General features: G+C 70.6%; 23 protein-coding genes and 2 pseudogenes. 9 read left to right on the top strand and 16 right to left on the bottom strand.

Annotated features, from left to right (window positions below):
- Positions 1–20: 20 nt before the first annotated feature.
- Positions 21–1,010 carry an SDR family oxidoreductase gene (locus KV381_RS35245; protein WP_218787077.1) on the bottom strand — a complete coding sequence of 330 codons (990 nt, stop codon included), beginning with the start codon at positions 1,008–1,010 and terminating at the stop codon, positions 21–23.
- A gap of 200 nt (positions 1,011–1,210) precedes the next feature.
- On the opposite strand from KV381_RS35245, the gene KV381_RS35250 reads away from it, so the two are divergent.
- Positions 1,211–1,366, top strand: a complete 156-nt coding sequence (locus KV381_RS35250; protein WP_093445601.1) for a DUF6131 family protein — start codon at positions 1,211–1,213, stop codon at positions 1,364–1,366.
- Positions 1,367–2,515: 1,149 nt separating this feature from the next.
- Here KV381_RS35250 and KV381_RS35260 read toward each other — a convergent pair.
- Positions 2,516–3,218 (bottom strand): annotated as a pseudogene (locus KV381_RS35260) (VOC family protein).
- Between the two features lie 79 nt (positions 3,219–3,297).
- Positions 3,298–3,866, bottom strand: a pseudogene (locus KV381_RS35265) (DinB family protein); the annotation flags it as partial.
- Between the two features lie 216 nt (positions 3,867–4,082).
- Between KV381_RS35265 and KV381_RS35270 the strand changes: the two are divergent.
- The 3 genes from KV381_RS35270 (at position 4,083) to KV381_RS35280 (ending at position 7,219) form a co-directional block, all read left to right on the top strand.
- Positions 4,083–5,063 carry a TIGR03557 family F420-dependent LLM class oxidoreductase gene (locus tag KV381_RS35270; RefSeq protein WP_218787078.1) on the top strand — a complete coding sequence of 327 codons (981 nt, stop codon included), beginning with the start codon at positions 4,083–4,085 and terminating at the stop codon, positions 5,061–5,063.
- Between the two features lie 61 nt (positions 5,064–5,124).
- Positions 5,125–5,565, top strand: coding sequence for an SRPBCC domain-containing protein (locus KV381_RS35275; RefSeq protein ID WP_050495727.1), 441 nt, complete (start codon positions 5,125–5,127; stop codon positions 5,563–5,565).
- Positions 5,566–5,572: 7 nt separating this feature from the next.
- The gene (locus KV381_RS35280) at positions 5,573–7,219 is read left to right on the top strand and encodes an NAD(P)/FAD-dependent oxidoreductase (protein WP_030627945.1); all 1,647 of its coding nucleotides are present in this window, start codon (positions 5,573–5,575) and stop codon (positions 7,217–7,219) included.
- A 75-nt stretch (positions 7,220–7,294) separates the two neighbouring features.
- Here KV381_RS35280 and KV381_RS35285 read toward each other — a convergent pair whose 3' ends face one another.
- The 12 genes from KV381_RS35285 to KV381_RS35340 all read right to left on the bottom strand — a co-directional run bounded on the left by KV381_RS35285 (position 7,295) and on the right by KV381_RS35340 (position 14,218).
- The gene (locus KV381_RS35285; protein ID WP_030627942.1) at positions 7,295–8,233 is read right to left on the bottom strand and encodes an SDR family oxidoreductase; all 939 of its coding nucleotides are present in this window, start codon (positions 8,231–8,233) and stop codon (positions 7,295–7,297) included.
- Positions 8,234–8,268: 35 nt separating this feature from the next.
- Complete coding sequence (locus KV381_RS35290; protein ID WP_218787079.1) at positions 8,269–8,754, bottom strand: Asp23/Gls24 family envelope stress response protein; 486 nt, start codon at positions 8,752–8,754, stop codon at positions 8,269–8,271.
- A 127-nt stretch (positions 8,755–8,881) separates the two neighbouring features.
- Entirely contained in the window at positions 8,882–9,160 is a 279-nt protein-coding gene (locus tag KV381_RS35295) for a gas vesicle protein K (protein WP_030627936.1), read from the bottom strand.
- Positions 9,157–9,384 carry a gas vesicle protein gene (locus KV381_RS35300; protein ID WP_030084767.1) on the bottom strand — a complete coding sequence of 76 codons (228 nt, stop codon included), beginning with the start codon at positions 9,382–9,384 and terminating at the stop codon, positions 9,157–9,159. Before KV381_RS35300 ends, KV381_RS35295 begins: the two co-directional genes overlap by 4 nt.
- A 2-nt stretch (positions 9,385–9,386) precedes the next feature.
- On the bottom strand, positions 9,387–10,217 hold the full coding sequence (locus tag KV381_RS35305; protein ID WP_030084766.1) for a GvpL/GvpF family gas vesicle protein: 831 nt from the start codon (positions 10,215–10,217) through the stop codon (positions 9,387–9,389).
- Positions 10,214–10,561: a gas vesicle protein gene (locus KV381_RS35310; protein WP_030084764.1), complete on the bottom strand. Its 348-nt coding sequence runs from the start codon at positions 10,559–10,561 to the stop codon at positions 10,214–10,216. The genes KV381_RS35305 and KV381_RS35310 overlap by 4 nt, the downstream gene beginning before the upstream one ends.
- On the bottom strand, positions 10,558–11,595 hold the full coding sequence (locus KV381_RS35315; RefSeq protein ID WP_218787080.1) for an SRPBCC family protein: 1,038 nt from the start codon (positions 11,593–11,595) through the stop codon (positions 10,558–10,560). The genes KV381_RS35310 and KV381_RS35315 overlap by 4 nt, the downstream gene beginning before the upstream one ends.
- Positions 11,596–11,600: 5 nt before the next feature.
- Positions 11,601–12,365: a histone protein gene (locus KV381_RS35320; protein ID WP_218787081.1), complete on the bottom strand. Its 765-nt coding sequence runs from the start codon at positions 12,363–12,365 to the stop codon at positions 11,601–11,603.
- Positions 12,366–12,370: 5 nt separating this feature from the next.
- Positions 12,371–12,625: a gas vesicle protein GvpG gene (locus KV381_RS35325; protein WP_218787082.1), complete on the bottom strand. Its 255-nt coding sequence runs from the start codon at positions 12,623–12,625 to the stop codon at positions 12,371–12,373.
- A 2-nt stretch (positions 12,626–12,627) separates the two neighbouring features.
- Positions 12,628–13,386, bottom strand: coding sequence for a GvpL/GvpF family gas vesicle protein (locus KV381_RS35330; protein WP_218787083.1), 759 nt, complete (start codon positions 13,384–13,386; stop codon positions 12,628–12,630).
- Positions 13,387–13,389: 3 nt separating this feature from the next.
- Entirely contained in the window at positions 13,390–13,860 is a 471-nt protein-coding gene (gene gvpJ / locus KV381_RS35335; protein WP_030084754.1) for a gas vesicle protein GvpJ, read from the bottom strand.
- A gap of 37 nt (positions 13,861–13,897) precedes the next feature.
- Positions 13,898–14,218 carry a gas vesicle protein gene (locus KV381_RS35340; protein WP_030084753.1) on the bottom strand — a complete coding sequence of 107 codons (321 nt, stop codon included), beginning with the start codon at positions 14,216–14,218 and terminating at the stop codon, positions 13,898–13,900.
- Positions 14,219–14,348: 130 nt separating this feature from the next.
- Between KV381_RS35340 and KV381_RS35345 the strand changes: the two genes are divergently transcribed.
- Complete coding sequence (locus KV381_RS35345; RefSeq protein ID WP_078611227.1) at positions 14,349–15,458, top strand: YihY/virulence factor BrkB family protein; 1,110 nt, start codon at positions 14,349–14,351, stop codon at positions 15,456–15,458.
- A gap of 22 nt (positions 15,459–15,480) precedes the next feature.
- Here KV381_RS35345 and KV381_RS35350 read toward each other — a convergent pair whose 3' ends face one another.
- Positions 15,481–15,768, bottom strand: a complete 288-nt coding sequence (locus KV381_RS35350) for a GlsB/YeaQ/YmgE family stress response membrane protein (protein ID WP_030084750.1) — start codon at positions 15,766–15,768, stop codon at positions 15,481–15,483.
- Between the two features lie 174 nt (positions 15,769–15,942).
- Between KV381_RS35350 and KV381_RS35355 the strand changes: the two genes are divergently transcribed.
- The 4 genes from KV381_RS35355 (at position 15,943) to KV381_RS35370 (ending at position 17,771) form a co-directional block, all read left to right on the top strand.
- The gene (locus KV381_RS35355; RefSeq protein ID WP_050495725.1) at positions 15,943–16,242 is read left to right on the top strand and encodes a gas vesicle protein; all 300 of its coding nucleotides are present in this window, start codon (positions 15,943–15,945) and stop codon (positions 16,240–16,242) included.
- A 73-nt stretch (positions 16,243–16,315) separates the two neighbouring features.
- Entirely contained in the window at positions 16,316–16,750 is a 435-nt protein-coding gene (locus tag KV381_RS35360) for a gas vesicle structural protein GvpA (protein WP_030627923.1), read from the top strand.
- A 2-nt stretch (positions 16,751–16,752) separates the two neighbouring features.
- Complete coding sequence (locus tag KV381_RS35365; protein ID WP_218787084.1) at positions 16,753–17,472, top strand: GvpL/GvpF family gas vesicle protein; 720 nt, start codon at positions 16,753–16,755, stop codon at positions 17,470–17,472.
- 41 nt (positions 17,473–17,513) lie between these two features.
- Entirely contained in the window at positions 17,514–17,771 is a 258-nt protein-coding gene (locus KV381_RS35370; RefSeq protein ID WP_030084743.1) for a gas vesicle protein GvpG, read from the top strand.
- Positions 17,772–17,803: the final 32 nt, after the last annotated feature.

Genomic DNA, 17,803 nt, shown 5'->3' on the forward strand with positions numbered 1-17,803 from the left:
GTCGGCCGTCGGAGGCCCGCCTACGAGCTGGTGCGCGGCCCGGGCTTTTGCTGATGGGCCCGGCGCACCACCCGGTCGTTGCGCGCGCTGCCGCAAGCCCGGACGAGCTTCGCGATCGGGTTGCGCGGCTCGCCTGCCTCGGCGCCCTGACGCAGGGGGCCCGGATCCGACGCGGACGGCAGGAGCCGGGCGGCGACGCCGCTGAGCCGGGTCGTCAGGCCGGGCGCCACGCCGTGCGCGAGCTGGGCCGCCTTGGCGGGCGCGGTGAGCACCAGGCGGGCACGCCGCTGGATGACCGCGTCGACGATCCTGCGGGCGGCCCGCTCGGCGTCCATCGACAGCAGCGGGGCGCCCGCCGCGGTGCTGAACCAGCCGAACTCGGCAGCCGTGTCTCCGCCGAACTCGGCCTGCAGGTGCGATCCGGTCCGCATAAGGCCCGGGTGGACCGCGGTGACGCTCACGCCGGAGGCGGCCGCCTCGGCGTGCAGCCCCTCGGCGAGCGCCCCGACCGCGGCCTTGGCGCACGAGTAGGGCAGCAGATGCGGCACGCCGAGGAGACCGCCGACCGACCCGATGAGGCCGAGACGGCCCCGGGTCTCCTTCAGATACGGCAGCGCTTCCAGCGAGGTGTGCAGAGCGCCGTAGAACATGGTGTCCATGGCGTCACCGAACTCCGCCACACCCACCGCCTCGACGGGCGCGACCTGGATGACCCCGGCGTTGGCGATGACGAGGTCGAGCCCGTCACGCTGATGGACCTCACGCACCAGGACGCGCACAGCGGCGCGGTCGCGCACGTCGCACACGGCGGTACGCACGGTCGCCCCGGTGCCCTCCCTCAGCTGTGTCGCCGCTCGCTCCAGTTCGCCGGCATCCCGGGCGGCGATGGTCACGACGCACCCACGCTCCGCCAGCTGCCGGGCCATGAACAGCCCGAGGCCCCGGGAGCCGCCGGTGACCAGGGCCCCTGGGCCCTTGGTCCGACGCGGAAGGCGGGTGCGGTTGCTCATCTCATTGCCCTTCTGCGGGGGCGCTCGGCGGGTGGGGGCCGACGCGGTGGAGGGGATGTGCCCCCCGAGTGCCCACACCCCGCCGCCCGTAACGCCCCACCGCGAACCAAGACTGTGGGGCTGATCGAACCGGCCCTGTTGTGGGCTGGTCACAACGACGTCAGACTGAATATGCGGGGGTGCGCCTGATCGGAGGCATCATGATCGTCCTCGGCCTCATTCTTCTCATCATCGGCTTGATCGCCGGTATCGGCGCTCTGTGGACCATCGGAATCATCCTGGTCGCCATCGGCGCGGTGCTCTGGGTTCTCGGAGCTTTGGGGCACGCGGTAGGAGGACGTCGGCACTACTGGTGACCCCTGACCCTGTCCTCGCCTGCCCCCAGGCCCGGGGGGCAGGTCACGTACTACTGGACAGCCGGTCCAGATGCGCGTCGATTGCGGCGAGCGCGTCCTGGGGCTCGATCACGTCGAGTTCGATCAGGGGGTGAAGCCGGTGAGGGCGAGGAGCAGGTTGGTCTCGGGCGCCGGGTCGCGGCCGGAGTCGATGTGCCCGTCGGTGATCGGCCGACGGGCCAACTGTTCTACGAGGTGTCGGCGTGCATGGGGAGCATTTCCGCGAGCCCGCGCTGGCACGGCAGGTCACCGCCGCGTTCGCGGACCGGCTCGGCGGCCCCCACCGCCGAGGCCCTGCGCGGCATCGACCCGTGGCGCCTGGCCGCCGAGCTCACCTCCTTCAACGCCGGCCGCCACGCACACCGGGAGAGCTGGGGACGCCTCACGGACACCGGCACCGCGCTGTGCCCCGTCGTCGACGGCGAAGTCCTCCCGGAAACGCCCTGGCCCGCGCTGGCCGACGCGCGTGCGAACGGGACCGAACTGCTGGTCGGCCCCACCCGGGACGAATTCCGGTACGTCAGCGTCGTGAGCGGACGGTACGGCACCCTTCACCGAGGAGGACGCCCACGCAGCCCCGGAACTGCACGCCCCGCAACCGGGCGGCGCGCGGGCCTACCGTGCCGCGTTCCCGCCGGCGGGCCCGGAGGAGCTGGTGGAGACGGTGTACTCCGACGCCCTCTTCCGCATGCCGTCGCAGAAGCTGGCCGAGGCGAACGCCGCAGCGGGCGGCACCTCGTACCTGTTCGAACTGTCCTGGGTCGCCCCGGCCCTCGGTGGCATCCTGGGCGCCTGCCACAGCCTCGACGTGCCCCTGGCATTCGGCACACTGACAGCCCGGCCGGCACCCAGCTCATCGGCGAGAAGCCTCCTCCCGAGGCCGTCGCGCTCTCCCGCGAACTCCGGGAGGCATGGGTCCGCTTCATCACCACCGGCGACGCGGGCTGGCCCGCCCACCGGCCCGGCGGGCACCTCACCCGCGTCCTGGACACCGTCGAAGACTCTGCCCTACCCCGAACAGGCATCCCGCAAGATCCGATGGTGCTGAACGTCGTCCCGATCGCGCTGATCCACGTGCTCGGCTGCTCGCCCGGCGCCCGTTGCTTGAGGTCAGGCAGGCGTGAGGAGGCAGAACTCGTTGCCTTCGGGGTCGGCCAGGATGGTCCAGTGGATCGCGGACTGGTCGATACCGGGGCCGGTGGCGCCCAGGGAGCGCAGCCGGGCCGCCTCCGCGGCCGGGTCGTCACCGGGGTAGGGGCGGACGTCGAGGTGGACGCGGTTCCACACGCTCGTGGTGTCGGGAGTGCGGATGAACTCCAGGTAGGGGCCGGCCTCTTTGGCGGAGCGCATGGTCGCGCAGTCGTCGGTGACCTCGTGCGGCGTCCAGTCCATCGCCTCGCCCCAGAACCGGGCCATCTCCCGTGGATCGGTGCAGTCGACCACCACCGCGGCGATCGGCCCGGTAGCCTGGGCGTGGCTCCAGGACGCAGAACTCGTTGCCCTCCGGGTCGGCCATCACCGTCCAGGGGACGTCGCCCTGCCCCACGTCGACGGGCGTCGCGCCGAGGCTGTTCAGGCGTGCGACCAGCTCCTCCTGATGGGCTGTCGAGGTGGTGGCCAGGTCGAGATGTACGCGGTTCTTGACCGTTTTGCGTTCCGGGCGGGCGATGAGGTCGATGCAGACGGCCGCGGGGTCGGGGTAGGTGAAGCCCACGGGTTCGAGGTTGGTCGCCCCGGGGCCCTCGCTGTCGACACCCCAACCCAGCGCCTCCGCCCAGAACCGGCCGAGTGCGGCGTCGTCCTGGGCCTTCATGTTGATCTGCACGAGTCGTGTTGCCGTGCCGCAGATCCCAGGCGGTGTCTTGCCGGCTCCCGGAGTTCACCGGGGGAGTGGACGTGGCCGACCTGGCGGCCTGCTCGATCTTCGCGCGGTACGCCGCGCGGGCCTCCTCGTCGATCGGCCCCTCGTGTTCGGGGCGCAGCCCGGTCCGGCCGTCGAGCCCCTCGCGCAGGATGTCGGCGTGCCCGGTGTGCCGGACGGTCTCGCCGAGGATGTGGACCATGACGGCGAACAGATTCGTGTCGGAGTGGGGCTCGGGCCACCACGCCACATGGCCGGGGCGTCGTGGGGGAGCGCGTCGATCGTCGCGTCCGCGTGTTCCCACGTGCGCCGGTAGAACCCGGTTATCCGGTCGCGGGTCTCGTCCTCCGCCGCCCACAGGTCACTGCCGTCGTAGTCCTGCCAACGGGACAGCGGCTCCGGGACGGGCGGCCGAAGACCTCGCCGAAGTACCTGGCCTCGACGGTGGCCACATGCTTGACCAGGCCCAGGAGGTGGGTCCCCGTCGCCGTCAACGGCCGCCGGGCGTCGTACTCGGACACCCCGTCGAGCTTTCAGAGCAGCGCCTCACGGTCCCGCCGCAGTCTCCTGTGCAGGGTCCTTCGCGAATTCGTCGATCATGCAGCGTGAGCGTATACCGGCCCGGGGGGCGCTTTTGAGGCGGTTCGAAGGAGTCACCGCCGGTCCGCCCGCTCCGTGCGAGAGCGGCCGCCTTCGCCATGGCGGGGCGGAGGGGCGTTACGTGCCTGCGTCGAGGGGTACCCCTGTGCGTACGAAACGATGCGAAGGATGCAACAGCGGACAAAGTGACCGTGACGCACACGAAACGAGGATCACATGCAGGTGGGATACAAGCTGGCGGCGGAGGCGTTCGGCCCGGCGGAGCTCGTCAGGCAGGCCGTGCTCGCCGAGGAGGCGGGATTCGATTTCGTGGAGATCAGCGACCACTATCACCCCTGGCTCGACAACCAGGGGCACTCGCCGTTCGCCTGGACGGTGCTGGGAACCATCGCGGCCCGGACCTCGCGCATCGGTCTGGCGACCGGGGTGACATGCCCCACCGTGCGTTACCACCCCGCCGTCATCGCCCAGGCGGCCGCGACCCTCGCCCTGCTCTCCGAAGGCCGCTTCGTCCTCGGCGTCGGCTCGGGGGAGCGGCTCAACGAACACGTCGTCGGCCCGGGCTTCCCCGACGCCGTCAAGCCCCGGCACGACCTGCTCAGAGAAGCGCTGGAGATCATCCGGCTGCTGTGGAGCGGGGGCTACCAGTCCTACGAGGGCACGTACCTGCGGCTCCAGGACGCCCGGGTCTTCGACCTCCCCGACGAGCTGCCGCTGATCGCAGTGGCCGCCAGCGGCCCGGAATCGACCCGGATCGCCGCCGAACTGAGCGACGGCCTGTTCGCCACGGAGGACAAGCCGAGCATCGTCCGGCACTACCGCGACGCCGGCGGCACCGGCCCGTGCTACGGGGAGGTCCCGATGGCCTGGGCCCCCGACGCGCACACCGCCGCACGCGCAGCGCTTGAGACCTCGCGCTGGGCGTTGACCGGCTGGAAGGTGATGAGCGAGCTGCCCAACCCGGTCAATTTCGACGCCGCGACCGCCACGGTCCGCGAGGAGGACATCCTGGAGAAGTTCGCCTGCGGAGCCGACCCCGGACGGTACGTCGAGGTGGCCCAGCGGTATGTCGACGCCGGCTTCGACCGGCTGGTCATGCAGAACGCGGGCCCCGACCCCGACGGATTCATCGACTTCTACCGACGCGAACTCGACGGACGTGTCCGACAGCTCGAACCGAGCCGTCCGCGGGCCTGAAGGCGTCCGGCGCCGCAACGCACGAGCGACGAAGCGACAAACCGACGAAGCGAGGAAGAACATGGCCGCCCGGCACCATCTCATCGACCGCGCTCCGCCCGCCGTATGGAAGATCCTGGAGGACGAACGTCTGTACGGCACCTGGGTGGTCGGGACCTCCGAGTCCCGCCGCGAGCAGGGCGACTGGCCCGAGCTGGGCTCCTCGATCACCTACAGCGTGCGGCTCGGGCCCAAGGAGTTCACCGGCCGCACGGTGGTGCGGCGCATCGAGAGGCCCCGGACGCTGGAGCTGGAGGCCGAGGCCGGCCCGCTGGGGTCGGCACGCATCGCCCTGGACACCCGGCCCTGGGGCGACAAGACCCTCGTGACCGTCGACGAACACCCGCTGCGAGGCGTGGGCGGCACGCTCCACAACGTCCTGTTGGACTCGCTGATCCAGATCCGACGAGTGGGGGCGCGCAGAGGCGCACCGGGCGACCGGCGACGGAATAGCGGAGGGTGACACTCCCATGGTCGACGCAGTGGTGATCGGCAGCGGACCGAACGGCCTGGTCGCCGCCAATCTGCTCGCCGACGCGGGCTGGTCGGTGGAGGTGCTGGAGGCGCAGGACGAGCCGGGCGGCGCGGTCCGCAGCGACCGTGGGGTCCACCCCGAATACGTCAACGATCTGTTCAGCTCGTTCTACCCGCTGGCCGCTGCCTCCCCGGTGCTGGCCCGGCTGGAACTGCACCGGCAGGGGCTCCGCTGGAGTCACGCACCCCAGGTGCTCGCGCATCCCCTGCTCGACGGCCGGTGCGCCGTCCTGGACCGCGACCGCTCGGCGACCGCCGCGGGCCTCGACCGGTTCGCACCCGGCGACGGGGACGGCTGGCTCGGCCTCTGCGACATCTGGGACCGGGTGGGCGACGGCATCGTCAGCGCCCTCTTCTCGCCCTTCCCTCCCGTCCGGGCCGGCACGGTGCTGGCGGCCCGGCTCCGGGCGGCGGGCGGGCTGCGGCTGGCCCGCAGCCTGGTGCTCCCCGTCCGCAGGCTGGGCGAGGAGGAGTTCGCCGGGGAGGGCGGGCGGCTGCTGCTGGCCGGGAACGCCCTGCACGCCGATCTGGCCCCCGAGGCGGCGGGCAGCGGCGGCTTCGGCTGGCTGATGTCCATGCTGGGGCAGTTCCACGGCTTCCCCGCTCCCGTCGGTGGCGCCGGTGCCCTCACCGCGGCACTGGTCGGGCGGTTGCGGAGCCGTGGGGGAAACGTGCGGTGCGGGCAGCGGGTGACCGAGGTCGTCGTCCGCGGGGGCCGCGCCGTGGGTGTCCGTACGGAGTCAGGGGAGGCGGTACCCGTCCGCAGGGCCGTACTGGCCGACGTCTCCGCCCCGAGCCTCTACGGATCGCTGGTCGCCGCCGAGCACCTGCCGGGCCGGCTCCTGGACGACATGCGCCGGTTCCAGTGGGACTTCGCCACCTTCAAGGTGGACTGGGCGCTCAACGGTCCTGTCCCGTGGAGCAGTGCGGCCGCCGCCTCGGCGGGCACCGTCCACCTCGCGGAAGGCGTCGACGAGCTGACCCGGTGCGCGTCCCAGATCGCCCGCGGCCTGGCCCCGGACCGCCCGTTCCTGCTGATGGGGCAGATGACCACGGCCGATCCCACCCGGTCCCCGCTGGACACCCAGTCGGCCTGGGCCTACACCCACGTGCCCCACACGGTGAAGGCGGACGCGGGCCCGGACGGGCTGACCGGCCGGTGGGGCGCCGGGGAACAACAGCGGATGGCCGACCGGATGGAGGCGCGGGTCGAGCGGTACGCCCCCGGGTTCCGCAGCCGGATCCGGGCCCGGCGGATTCTCGCCCCGGCGTTCCTGCAGGCCGCGGACGCCAATCTGCACAACGGCGCCATCAACGGAGGTACGGCCGCGATGCACCAGCAGCTGGTGTTCCGGCCCGTGCCGGGGACGGGCCGCCCCGAAACGCCCGTGAAGGGGCTGTACCTGGCGTCCGCGTCCGCACATCCCGGCGGCGGGGTGCACGGCGCTCCGGGTGCCAACGCCGCCCGCGCCGCCATCCGCTCCACGCGCGCCACCACGGCCGCGCTCTCCGCCGTCCAACGACTGCTGGCCCACCGGGGCCGGACCGGCGGAACCACCCGCGTACGAGGTGAAGGGGCGTGATCGTCGTGCCCTCCGCCGCTCCACCGGAACGTGCCCCCCGCCCTCCGCCCGTCCGCCGGAACGTGGCGGTCCGGTCTACCGGTCGGGCCGGGCAGCGGGGCGCGACGCCCGGGAGGCGTCCCAGTCGGCACGGCCTCCGCCGCCCAGGACCTCGGCGGGCGAAGACGTGTCCTCGCGGGGAAGGTTTCGTAGTTCGCGGCGGGTGGCCCGTGCGATCAGCGCGGGGAACAGGGGGCGCAGAGGCTGGCACCAGCGGAGCCAGGGCGGGGCGTAGATGTTCGGCGTGCGGTGGGTGATGCCCCGGGTGAGCCAACGGGCGACCTGGGCGGGGGAGTGGACCCGGCGGGCGGGGCGGGGCTGGTTGCGGCGCAGGGCTGCCAGGACGGGGTGGTCGTCGATGCCGGTGAGCATGTCGGTGCCGGTCCAGTGCAGATAGGCGATACCGACCTGGACCCCGTTCGGTTCGGCTTCGCCGCGCAGGGCGAGGGCGAACGACTCCGCTCCGGCCTTGGAGGCGCAGTAGGCGCTCATCATGGGGGCCGCGCCGAACGCGGCGGTCGAGGCGATCTGGAGGAAGTACCCGCGAGTGGCGGTGAGCTGGGGCAGGAAGGCGCGGGCCGTGTTGGCGGAGCCGATGAGGTTGACGTCGATGACGCGTTGCCAGAGTTCGCCGGAGGTACGGTCGAACGGGCCGCTCACCGCGATGCCGGCGTTGGCCACGACTACGTCGGCGGGCCCGAGTTCGGCCGCCACGCGGCGTGCGGCCTCCGCGAGCGCCGTGCGGTCGGTGATGTCGCACTCGACACAGATGCTCGGACCGGGCAGGGAATCGGCCTCCCTCTGCAGGGCCGCCTTCTCCCGGCCCAGCAGGGCGACCCGCATCCCGGCATGGGAGAGGCTGTGGGCGAGCGCTTCACCGATGCCGCGAGCGGCGCCGGTGACGACGGCGGTCCGCCCGTGCAGAGGGCGGGTGGGAACACGGCGGATCCGGCGCCCTCCCGGACTGTCGGGCATATTCTCTCCTGCCTTCGGTCAACCGTGAACGCCCCTCACCGGACGCGAGGAGAGCCTCCGCCCGAGCGGGACCCGCCCTGATCGTCGGAATCGTCGTCGTCATCGTCGCCGGGGACGTGGATGTCGAAGACGACGATGTTGATCTCGACTACCTCCAGGCCCGTCATCGACTCCACGGCGTCGGTGACGTTGGTCCGGATCCGGTCCGCGAGTTCGTGGATCGTCGTGCCGTACTCCACCTTGACGTCGACGTCGATCGCGGCCTGCTTCTCGCCCACTTCCACCTTGACGGCGCGACCCGCGGCGGAGGAGCCGGACGAGCCGGACATACGCCCGGTGACGGCCCCCAGGGCCTTCGACGCTCCTCGGCCTATCGAATGGACGCCGTCGGTCTCCCGTATCGCGATGCCGGCGATGGAGGCGACGACGTTGTCGGCGATGGTCGTTCTGCCGCGGTCACGGGATCCTTCCGAGCGCCGGTCGGTCGTGGTGCCTGTGCCCAGGTTTTCGGTGTCGGCCATGTCTGCCTCACAGAGAGTCATTGCCACGAGCCTGTCCCCCTCCCGGCCCGCGCGGCCCCCTCACTCACTCTGCGCCTGCTGGACCGCATACGCCATTCGAGTGGGGCCGGAGACGCGACGAGGGATCTCAGTCGCGGGGCAGCAGGGTCCCCAGCGGGCCGAGGTCGAGATTCAGGTCCTCCGGCCGTACACCGTGCTGCTCGCAGAGTTCCTTCATCCGCTGGTCGAGCAGCATCAGCGTGGTACCGATCTCCTCTACCTGCTCCTCGCTCAGATCGCCCTGTTCCACCCGGCGGACGGCCTGTCTCTCCATCAGCTGCCGCAGCAGTTCCACCACCGTCAGGACCAGGGCCACCAGGTCCCGCCCCATCTGCTCGGAGTCCAGATCGACACGCGGGCCCGTCACAGCGGTCCCCCGTCGCTCCACGGCGAGGGCACCCGCTCGTTGACCGACGACAACAGCGCGTGCAGCGACAGCCGTACGAGAGGTACGTCGGCGATCGCGATGACCACGTCGCCGCTCACCACCACACCGGTCGCCAGTACACGGTCCAGCAGATCGACGAGCGGCACCCCGAGAGGACCGCTCAAGGGTTCCGGGCTGTCCCAGGGCACCACGTCGTGCGCCACGGTCACACCTCTCCGACGAAGGAATACGGCACCCAGGGGCCCGACAGCTCGATCTGCGCGCCCGTACGTTCGCCCAACGCCGCCACCAGCCGGCCGACTTCGTGCGCCCGTTCGTCGGCGACGAGGTACGTGGCATTGAGCACGTGCACCCGCTGATCGCCCGACAGCGCCGCACCGTGCGTACGCAACCGGCGCGATGCCGCGGCGAGCCCGCGCAGTTCGGCGTCCACGGAGTCGGCGACGTCCAGCGCCTGTTCCCGGAGCTTCTCCCGCCGCGCCTGGGCGCCCCGTTTCCGGTTCAGATAGGCGAGACCCGCGCCGGGGGCGCGGCCACCCGTCGCCTCCGGGTCCGGTGCGTCGGCCGCCGGGTCCGGCTCGGGTGCCAGGGGCCGGTACACCTTCACCCCCCATTCGGCGTGGTGCGCGACGCGTTTCAGCGCGGTGTGGAAGCGGTCCGCCTCGTCGGCCAGGCGGCTCCTGGCCCGGTCGTCGTCGTGGTACAGCGTGGCGAGAGGCAGAGGGACGACGGGCCCGTGCGTGGCCACGGCCGACACCACCGCGTGGTGGGCCCGGGCGTACCGCTCGATTTCCTCCCGGTCGGACAGCCGGCGCTGCCAGACCTCGTCCGTGAAGTCGGTGGCGGGGACGGTCTGCACCACCGCGGTCAGCAGACCCGACGGAAGCAGCCGGACCGCTTCACCGCCCGGCAGGCCGGCCACGCCCGTGACGTCCAACGTGCTCGTGGCACGTGTGCTGCGGCATACGGCGAACACATACGTGACCGCCGCGTCCGCGGACGAGGACGCCACCCGTGAGTCCGAGGGCTCTGTCATCGCTGCTCGCTCTCCTTCTCCCGGCCGGTGCCGGCGGACGGTTCGAGCGCCCGGAGACGCTCCCTCAGCTCACGGTTCTCGTCCTCCAAGGCGTTGCGCGATGCCTTGGAACTCAGCGCGGGATCGGTCTCCCACCAGTCGATGCCCGCCTTCTTCGCGGTGTCGACCGAGGCGACGAACAGGCGGAGACGGATGGTGAGCAACTCGATGTCGAGAAGGTCGATCTTGATGTCGCCGGCGATGACGATGCCCTTGTCCAGGACGCGTTCGAGGATGTCGGCGAGGTTGTTGGTCTGAGGGCCGGGGATCGGCTGATCGCCCTGCCGGAAGTCGAGGTCGGTCACCGCGACTCCTTCGCGCGACGCCTGCGACGCCTCGGAGCGGGCGGCTCGTCCTCGTCCTCGTCGTCCTCTTCCGGCTCCTCTTCGTCCTCGTCCTCCTCGTATTCGTCCTCCGGCTCTCCTTCGTCCTCGTCGTCCGCGCCGTCCTCGTACTCTTCGTCCTCCTCGTCCTCCGGCTCGTCGTCCTCCCGCTCCTGCTCCTCCGCCTCTTCCTGTTCGACGGCCTCCTCGTGGGAGACGACGACCTCACCGTCGCGGATCTCGCCGCGCCAGCCTTCCGGCTCCTCCTCGGTGAGGGTGACGTAGCGTTGGAAGTGCTTGAAGTCGAGCCGCATACGGCGCCCTTGGGCGCGCCACAGGTTGCCCGTCTTCTCGAAGAACCCGGAAGGGTAGTACTCCACGACCAGGATGATCCGGGTCAGTGTGGGCCCGAGCTCGTGGAAGCTGACCGCTCCGCTGGTTGTTCCCTTGGCGCCCTCCGACGACCACACGATCCTGTCGTCCGGCACCTGCTCCAGAACCGTGGCCTTGAAGCTGCGGGACGAGGGGCCGACCTTCACCTTCCAGTCGCTCTCCGTCTCGTCGCTCTTCGAGACATCGCGGACGCCCTTCGCGAAGCTGCTGAACTCCTCGTACTGCGTCCAGGCGTCGTAGGCCGTCCGCAGAGGCACGCCCACATCGAGGACCTCGATGATGTTCATGACCTTGCTGCCGCTGGACTTGCGCTTGCGCTTGCCCCCACCGCCGAGGGCTTCCTTGGCCTTGTCCACGACCGTGTCCTTCGCTCCCTTGGCCTTCTCCGACACGAAGGCCTTCAGTGGGGAGTCGCCCTGGAGCACACGGGAGCCGATCGCGGGCAGTGAGCCGCCGTTCTCCGCGACATCGCTCAACTGGCCGGTGAGGTCGGTGAGTTTGCCGCCGGCCTTCTCGGCGATCTTCTGCACCTGGGCGCTCGCGTACTTCGACAGCTCGTCCTTCAGACGGTCGACACCCGACTCCTGCGCCTCTTCCGGCTCGGTCCTGTCCGACTTCACCATGACGTCTACCTCCCGCTACCGGAGCGCTTGGATGTTGTCCGCTTCGACGAGGCCGACTTGGAGGACCCCTTCTTCGCCGTCGACTTCTTCGCGGTCGACTTCTTGGCGGTCGATTTCGCTGCCGTCTTCTTCGCCGGGCTCGACTTCTTGGCAGGGGCGGACTTCTTGGCCGTCGACTTCTTCGCCGGGGCGGACTTCCGGGACGGGGCCTTCTTCGCCGGGGCGGACTTCCGGGACGGGGCCTTCTTCGCCGGGGCGGCAGGCGCCTTCTTGCGGCGTGCTCGCGGAGCCGGGGCTTCCTCCTCCGGGGCTTCCTCGTCCTCGTCCTGTTCCTCTTCCTCCTCGGGTTCTTCCTCCTCGTCCTCGTACTCTTCTTCCTCCTCGTCCTCCGGCTCGCCCTCTTCCTCCTCGTACTCCTCGTCGAACTCGTCCTCGTCGGCCTCGTCCTCCTCAGGGGCCTGACCGAGGCGCAGCGTGCGGTCACCGATGGCGTCCGCCAGCGAGGTCATGCCCCGGTTGGCGGCAGCGGTCACGGCCTGGCGCCCGGCGTCCAGGACCTCGCCCCTCAGCTGTTCCTGCAACTCCGCGAACTGGGGTACCTCTCCGAGCCGGCGCATCCCCTCGGCCGCAAGCTGACGGGGTTCGAGCCCGAATCGCCGTCCCGCCAGATAGGTCGCGACGCTCAGCGCGAGCCGGCCCTTCTTCGTCCGGCCCAGCACGTACCCGCCCACTACGGCGGCTGCCAGCGCCACCTTGGCCTGGTCATCCATGTCTGTCACCTTCTGTTGTCGACGTTGCAGCGCTTCTGAGCGGCGTGGAGCCGGTCGAGCAGCTTCTCCTCCTCCGCTTCGAACTCTTTGAGATCGATGAGTTCGTCGTCGAGATCGCGGTTGAGTTCGGCGAGCTGCGCACGGATCACGCCGGGGTCGTACAACTCGCGCTCGGCGGTCTCCTGGAGCTTCTCCGCGATCCACACCACGCCGCGCGCCGGAGCGAGCGGCAGGAGCAGGAGTCCGGAGACCAGTCCCATCGTCAGCCTTCGGTCATCGCTGCCGGCCGACGCGGGGCGCCCGCGTCACCGACGAAGCTGTAGCAGGGCAGCGGACCCGCGATGCGGAGGTCGACATGGCTCCGGAGTGCGTCGGCGAGCCGTTCGGCCGTCGTACGGAACCGTTCGCTGTGGCCGCGCGGGACGAGGAAGGACGTGTTCAGCGCGCACCCGTGCACGTCGGGCCCTGCGGCGACCGCGTGAGCCAGCGGAGCGAGCTCGCGCAGCACCGACTTGCCCGCTTCGGCCGCACGCCGCGCCAGGGCGGAGGCCACCGCCTCGCCCAGCCGTACGCTGGCCTCGTAACCGGGTCGTCTGCGCGCCGCTTCACGCAGACGCCGTACGGCGGGGTCCTCTGCCACCACCTCGGCGAGGGAGTCCTGCGCGGGCAGGGCCTTGACGTTCACCTCGACGTGCCCGTCGAGGTTCTTCAGGGTGGCGAGGTGACTCGTCTCCGCCAGGGCCAGCTGGGCGAGGAGAGTGTCCTCATCCGGTGCCACCATGCCGAAACGCATCGGCAGGACGGGGCCGCCGTCCGCCAGATCCATCAGCAGGTCCTGGTGCGCCAGCAGATCCCGTCGCCGTGCGCGCAGCCGGGCGGGGGCGTCACTGACGACCGCGGCGATCCTTCCCGTACCGATGACGCGCAGGGCGGCGGGGGGATCGCCCACGCCGCCCGCCCCTTCAGGGAGCGCGGTTCCGTCGCCGACCACCGCGTAGACGTACAGTCCGTCGCCGTCCATGGCTCAGGCCTCCGCTCGGCGGCGCCGGCTTGAGCTGCTGCCGCTGCCGCTGCGGGCCGGGGCGCGACGCTTCTTCGGGCGCTCGTCCTCTTCGTCCGCGTCGTCGGAATCGTCGTCGTGTCCCACCGCCTTGCGCAGGGAATCACCCACCGACTCCGCGGCCTTGCGCACCTTGCGCTTGCCGACGGACTTCGCCGCACCGCCGCTGAGCAGCTCGGGGACGGTCGTGCTGCCGGAGTCCCGTTCGAGGTCGAGGCGATTGCACGCCTCGGCGAAGCGGAGGTAGGTGTCCACGCTGGCCACGACTATGCGGGCGTCGATCTTGATGATCTCGATGCCGACCAGGGAGACCCGGACGAACACGTCGATCACCATGCCCCGGTCGAGAATGAGCTCCAGCACGTCGTACAAGGTGCCGGCGCGGGGCGGGCACGGAGCGATCTCGTCGGCGTAGGTCGTGGTGGTGGCTGCCATGGGGGTGGGTCCTTCCAGCTGTTCGGACGGTCTCGGATCACTCGTCTGCGGCACCGCGCCGGTAGCGACGGACCCGGCGGTACTCCCGGAGCTCTCCGGCCTTGTCCAGCTGCACCTCGTAGGAGGCGAGCAGGCTCGTCGTGTCCGGGATCCGGGGCACCTCGAGAACGTCCACGACCACGCACCAGCCGTCGTCGTCCGAACGCCGGACCGCGGAGACGCCTTCGGCGCGATGGCCGATCAGCCCCTCCAGGCTCTGGCAGGCGGTGCGAGCGGCGTGCTCGGGCCCCTTCTTGGGCGCGGTCTTCTTCCGGGCCCTGGTCGGGCTCGTGGCCCGCGCCGAACGTTGGTCTGCCATAGCGCCCAGTCTCGTCAGATTCGGGCGCGCCGCATCTTGGGCGGGCCGGGGTCGCGACCTGTGCCGCGGCGCTTGCTTGAGAAGGCCGGTCGGGTCTGCATATCGACGCTGTCGGGGGTAGCCGCCTCCCATGGCCGACGAACAGCGCAGTGAGCAGGGCTCCCCGCACGGGCCGGTTCAGGGGAGCCGCGGTGGAACGGAGCGGACGGAGGAAGGAGACAGGAGTGGGCCGAACGGGCCCGAGGCGCAGGTGGCGCGCGACGCGCCGGACGCGCCGACCGAACTGGGCCGCGCGTCGTGGTGGGCGGTCCTCAAGCGGACGGCGAAGGAATTTCAGCGGGACGAGCTGAGCGACCGGGCCGCGGGGCTCACGTACTACGGAATCCTGTCGCTCTTCCCGGCCCTTCTGGTGCTGGTCTCGCTCCTCGGGATCGCGGGGGAGTCAACCACGCGGAAGGCGCTGGACAACGTCGAGAAGCTGGCGCCGGGAGCCGCCAAGGACGTGATCACCAGCGCCATCACTCAGCTGGAGGGCAGCGGCGGCACCGGTTCGGTACTGGCGATCGTCGGCCTGCTGGGGGCGCTGTGGGTCGCCTCGGGCTATGTGGCGGCCTTCATGCGTGCGGCGAACTCGGTCTACGACCTGCCGGAGGGCCGTCCGCTGTGGAAGGTGCTGCCGGTACGCGTCGGGCTCACCCTGGTGCTCATGATCCTGGCCTGCGCCTGCGCTCTGATGGTGGTGCTGACCGGGGGGATCGCCCGTGAGCTCGGCGCCCTGCTGGGCATCGGCGACACGGCGCTCCTGATCTGGTCGATCGCGAAGTGGCCCGCCCTCGTCGTCTGCGTGGCCGTGCTGCTTGCGGTCCTGTACTGGGCGGCCCCGAACGCGAAGGGGCGAGGCTTCGCCTTCGGCTCCCTGGGCAGTGTTCTGGCGCTGCTGATCTGGATGGCCGCTTCCGCCGGGTTCGCGTTCTACGTCGCCAACTTCGGCTCGTACAACAAGACGTACGGGGCACTGGCCGGCGTCATCGTCTTCCTGGTCTGGCTGTGGATCACCAATCTGGCGATCCTGCTGGGGCTGGAGTTCGATGCGGAGATGGCCCGCGAGCGCGCCATCCTGGGCGGTCACCCCCCGTTCGAGGAGCCTTACGTCGAACCTCGCGACACCCGTTCATGGACCGACGAGGACCGTCGGACCATGGGTGGGACGGGCCCCACCGGCGACCTGCGGACCGACTGAACGCGCGACGTGGCGGTGGCCGTCAGGTGTGCCTCCGCGGTCGCCGTTCGGTGCCGGCCAGGGCGCGGTCCAGCGCGGCCACACCCAGCCCGGCCAGGACGATCTGGATGAGCCACTCGAACCAGTCGACGCCCCCCGTGTCGCCCATTCCCAGTACGGATGCCAGCAGCGAGCCCAGAAGCGCTGCCGCCATGCCGACGACGAGCGTCCACAGGACGCCGATGTGCTGCCGGCCGGGCAGGACGAGGCGCCCCAGCAGGCCGACCGCCGCCCCGATGACCAGAGCGCTGACGAGTCCGGAGATTTCCATGGCTGACTCCTTCGTGTTCGTGGCGGACGTGTCCGCTTCGCGTACCCCGGCGTGCGCATCGCCACCATCGACTGCTCCGTTCGCGCATACGTCCGGATTGCAGGGGCAGGCGAATGTCAGCCATGGACGACGGAGACCGATCAGCAAGCGGTTATCCCCGGCGACAGGTGATGGATGAGCACCGAGAAGAAGACCGACGAAGAGCACGACGGAAAGCGCGTCGACGTTCCTACCGCCATGCGGAAGGCTTCCGCGCAGCTCACGGAATTGCTCCAGTGTGAGCCGGGATCTGTTTCCGCTGTGAAGGCCACCGATGGTGGGTGGTCGGCGGACGTGGAAGTGGTCGAGCTGGAGAGAGTGCCGGACACCATGAGCGTGATGGCCTCCTACCGGGTTCAACTCGACCCACAGGGAACGCTGTTGTCCTACGAGCGACTGCGCCGCTATGCCAGGGGCCAGATCGACCGTCGCTGAGTTTCGTCGTCGGACGTAACGGGTCCGACGTAACTCGTAAGACGTATTCGAAGATCACCGAAAGGAGTTCCCCATGACACTCGTCCAGCAGAGCAATGCGACGTCCGGTGGGAACGGCTCGGGAAATCTCTACGACGTTCTTGAACTCATACTCGACCGCGGGCTCGTCATCGACGCGTTCGTCCGCGTCTCCCTGGTCGGTATCGAAATTCTGAAAATCGATGTCCGGGTGGTCGTCGCCAGTGTCGACACCTATCTGCGATTCGCCGAGGCCTGCAACCGGCTCGATCTGGAGTCCGGCCGCAAGGCGCCGAGTCAGCTCACCGATCTGGTCGGAGACATGACGGAGAACGGCGCCAAGGGCAAGTCCAAGGGCGCGCTCACCGGCGCCGTCGAGGCGTTCAGCGAGTCGTTGCAGGGCAAGCGCGAGGAGCCCGAGGAGGAGCCCCGTAAGCGTCCGGCCCGTAAGTCGACGTCCAGCCGTCAGACCCAGCGACGCGAGGAGTAGCGGTGCCCACCTACATCTACGCCATTACGGGCGCCGACCACCCGCTGCCCCTGCACGGCCTGCACGGCCTGCACGGCGTGGGCGATCCGCCCTCGGCCCTGCGCACCCTGCGCACCGACCGGCTGGCCGCCGTGGTCAGCGACGCGCCGGACGGGCTTCGCGCCAAGCGACGCGATGTCATGGCCCATCAGAGCGTTCTGGAAGCGCTCATGGCGGGAGGCGCGACCCTGCCCATGAGGTTCGGCCTGGTGGGACCCGGCGACGACGAGGTCACCGCGGCCCTGGACCGGGAGGCGGACGCGTACCGGGAGCGGCTGGCGGAACTGGGCGGCCATGTGGAGTACAACCTCAAGGCCGGCCGCGACGAGGACGACCTCCTGCGGGAGATCATGACCGAGTCCGACGAGATGCGTCAGCTCAATGAACGCACACGTGCCCAGGGCAGCCACGACGACCGGGTCGCCCTGGGGGAGCTGGTCTCCCGAGAGGTGGCCGCCCGCCGTCAGAAGGAGGCGGAGGACATCGCCGTCCGGCTGGCGGAGGCTGCCCTCCGTAGCTCGCACGCGGAGCCGGCCGCGCAGCAGTTCCTCAATCTGTCCTTCCTCGTGCCCCGGACGGAGACCGACGACTTCGTGGCGGCGGTCCAACGCGAGGCGGACCGGCGCGGTGACGCCTACTCGTTCACCCTGACGGGCCCGCTGCCGCCGTACAGCTTCGTCTGACCGCCGGGCCGAGGGACTCACGGAGCGGAGGTGACCTGGCCATGGGCCTCATCAGCAACCTTCTGACCTTGCCACTGGCCCCCGTACGGGGAACGGTCTGGGTCCTTGAACAGGTCGTCCACGCAGCCGAGGAGGAGTACTACGACCCCGAGCCGGTACGGGCCCGCCTCGCGCAGCTGGAGCAGGACCTGATCGACGGCCTCATCGACGCCGAGGAGTTCGACCGCCGCGAGGACGAGTTGCTCGACCGGCTCGACGAGATCGAGGAGTACCGGCAGAACGCACGGCAGACGCCGTGACCATCAGCCACAACCACATGCGACCGGGGGAA

The sequence above is a fragment of the Streptomyces sp. WY228 genome, from assembly GCF_019287315.1.
Taxonomy (GTDB): Bacteria; Actinomycetota; Actinomycetes; order Streptomycetales; family Streptomycetaceae; genus Streptomyces; species Streptomyces caviscabies.

Excerpts from the sequence above, each read along its gene's own strand:
- KV381_RS35245 (WP_218787077.1), bottom strand. The coding sequence starts at position 1,010 with ATGAGCAACCGCACCCGCCTTCCGCGTCGGACCAAGGGCCCAGGGGCC.
- KV381_RS35250 (WP_093445601.1), top strand. The coding sequence starts at position 1,211 with ATGATCGTCCTCGGCCTCATTCTTCTCATCATCGGCTTGATCGCCGGT.
- KV381_RS35270 (WP_218787078.1), top strand. The coding sequence starts at position 4,083 with ATGCAGGTGGGATACAAGCTGGCGGCGGAGGCGTTCGGCCCGGCGGAG.
- KV381_RS35275 (WP_050495727.1), top strand. The coding sequence starts at position 5,125 with ATGGCCGCCCGGCACCATCTCATCGACCGCGCTCCGCCCGCCGTATGG.
- KV381_RS35280 (WP_030627945.1), top strand. The coding sequence starts at position 5,573 with ATGGTCGACGCAGTGGTGATCGGCAGCGGACCGAACGGCCTGGTCGCC.
- KV381_RS35285 (WP_030627942.1), bottom strand. The coding sequence starts at position 8,233 with ATGCCCGACAGTCCGGGAGGGCGCCGGATCCGCCGTGTTCCCACCCGC.
- KV381_RS35290 (WP_218787079.1), bottom strand. The coding sequence starts at position 8,754 with ATGGCCGACACCGAAAACCTGGGCACAGGCACCACGACCGACCGGCGC.
- KV381_RS35305 (WP_030084766.1), bottom strand. The coding sequence starts at position 10,217 with ATGACAGAGCCCTCGGACTCACGGGTGGCGTCCTCGTCCGCGGACGCG.
- KV381_RS35315 (WP_218787080.1), bottom strand. The coding sequence starts at position 11,595 with ATGGTGAAGTCGGACAGGACCGAGCCGGAAGAGGCGCAGGAGTCGGGT.
- KV381_RS35320 (WP_218787081.1), bottom strand. The coding sequence starts at position 12,365 with ATGGATGACCAGGCCAAGGTGGCGCTGGCAGCCGCCGTAGTGGGCGGG.
- KV381_RS35325 (WP_218787082.1), bottom strand. The coding sequence starts at position 12,625 with ATGGGACTGGTCTCCGGACTCCTGCTCCTGCCGCTCGCTCCGGCGCGC.
- KV381_RS35330 (WP_218787083.1), bottom strand. The coding sequence starts at position 13,386 with ATGGACGGCGACGGACTGTACGTCTACGCGGTGGTCGGCGACGGAACC.
- gvpJ (WP_030084754.1), bottom strand. The coding sequence starts at position 13,860 with ATGGCAGCCACCACCACGACCTACGCCGACGAGATCGCTCCGTGCCCG.
- KV381_RS35340 (WP_030084753.1), bottom strand. The coding sequence starts at position 14,218 with ATGGCAGACCAACGTTCGGCGCGGGCCACGAGCCCGACCAGGGCCCGG.
- KV381_RS35345 (WP_078611227.1), top strand. The coding sequence starts at position 14,349 with ATGGCCGACGAACAGCGCAGTGAGCAGGGCTCCCCGCACGGGCCGGTT.
- KV381_RS35350 (WP_030084750.1), bottom strand. The coding sequence starts at position 15,768 with ATGGAAATCTCCGGACTCGTCAGCGCTCTGGTCATCGGGGCGGCGGTC.
- KV381_RS35355 (WP_050495725.1), top strand. The coding sequence starts at position 15,943 with ATGAGCACCGAGAAGAAGACCGACGAAGAGCACGACGGAAAGCGCGTC.
- KV381_RS35360 (WP_030627923.1), top strand. The coding sequence starts at position 16,316 with ATGACACTCGTCCAGCAGAGCAATGCGACGTCCGGTGGGAACGGCTCG.
- KV381_RS35370 (WP_030084743.1), top strand. The coding sequence starts at position 17,514 with ATGGGCCTCATCAGCAACCTTCTGACCTTGCCACTGGCCCCCGTACGG.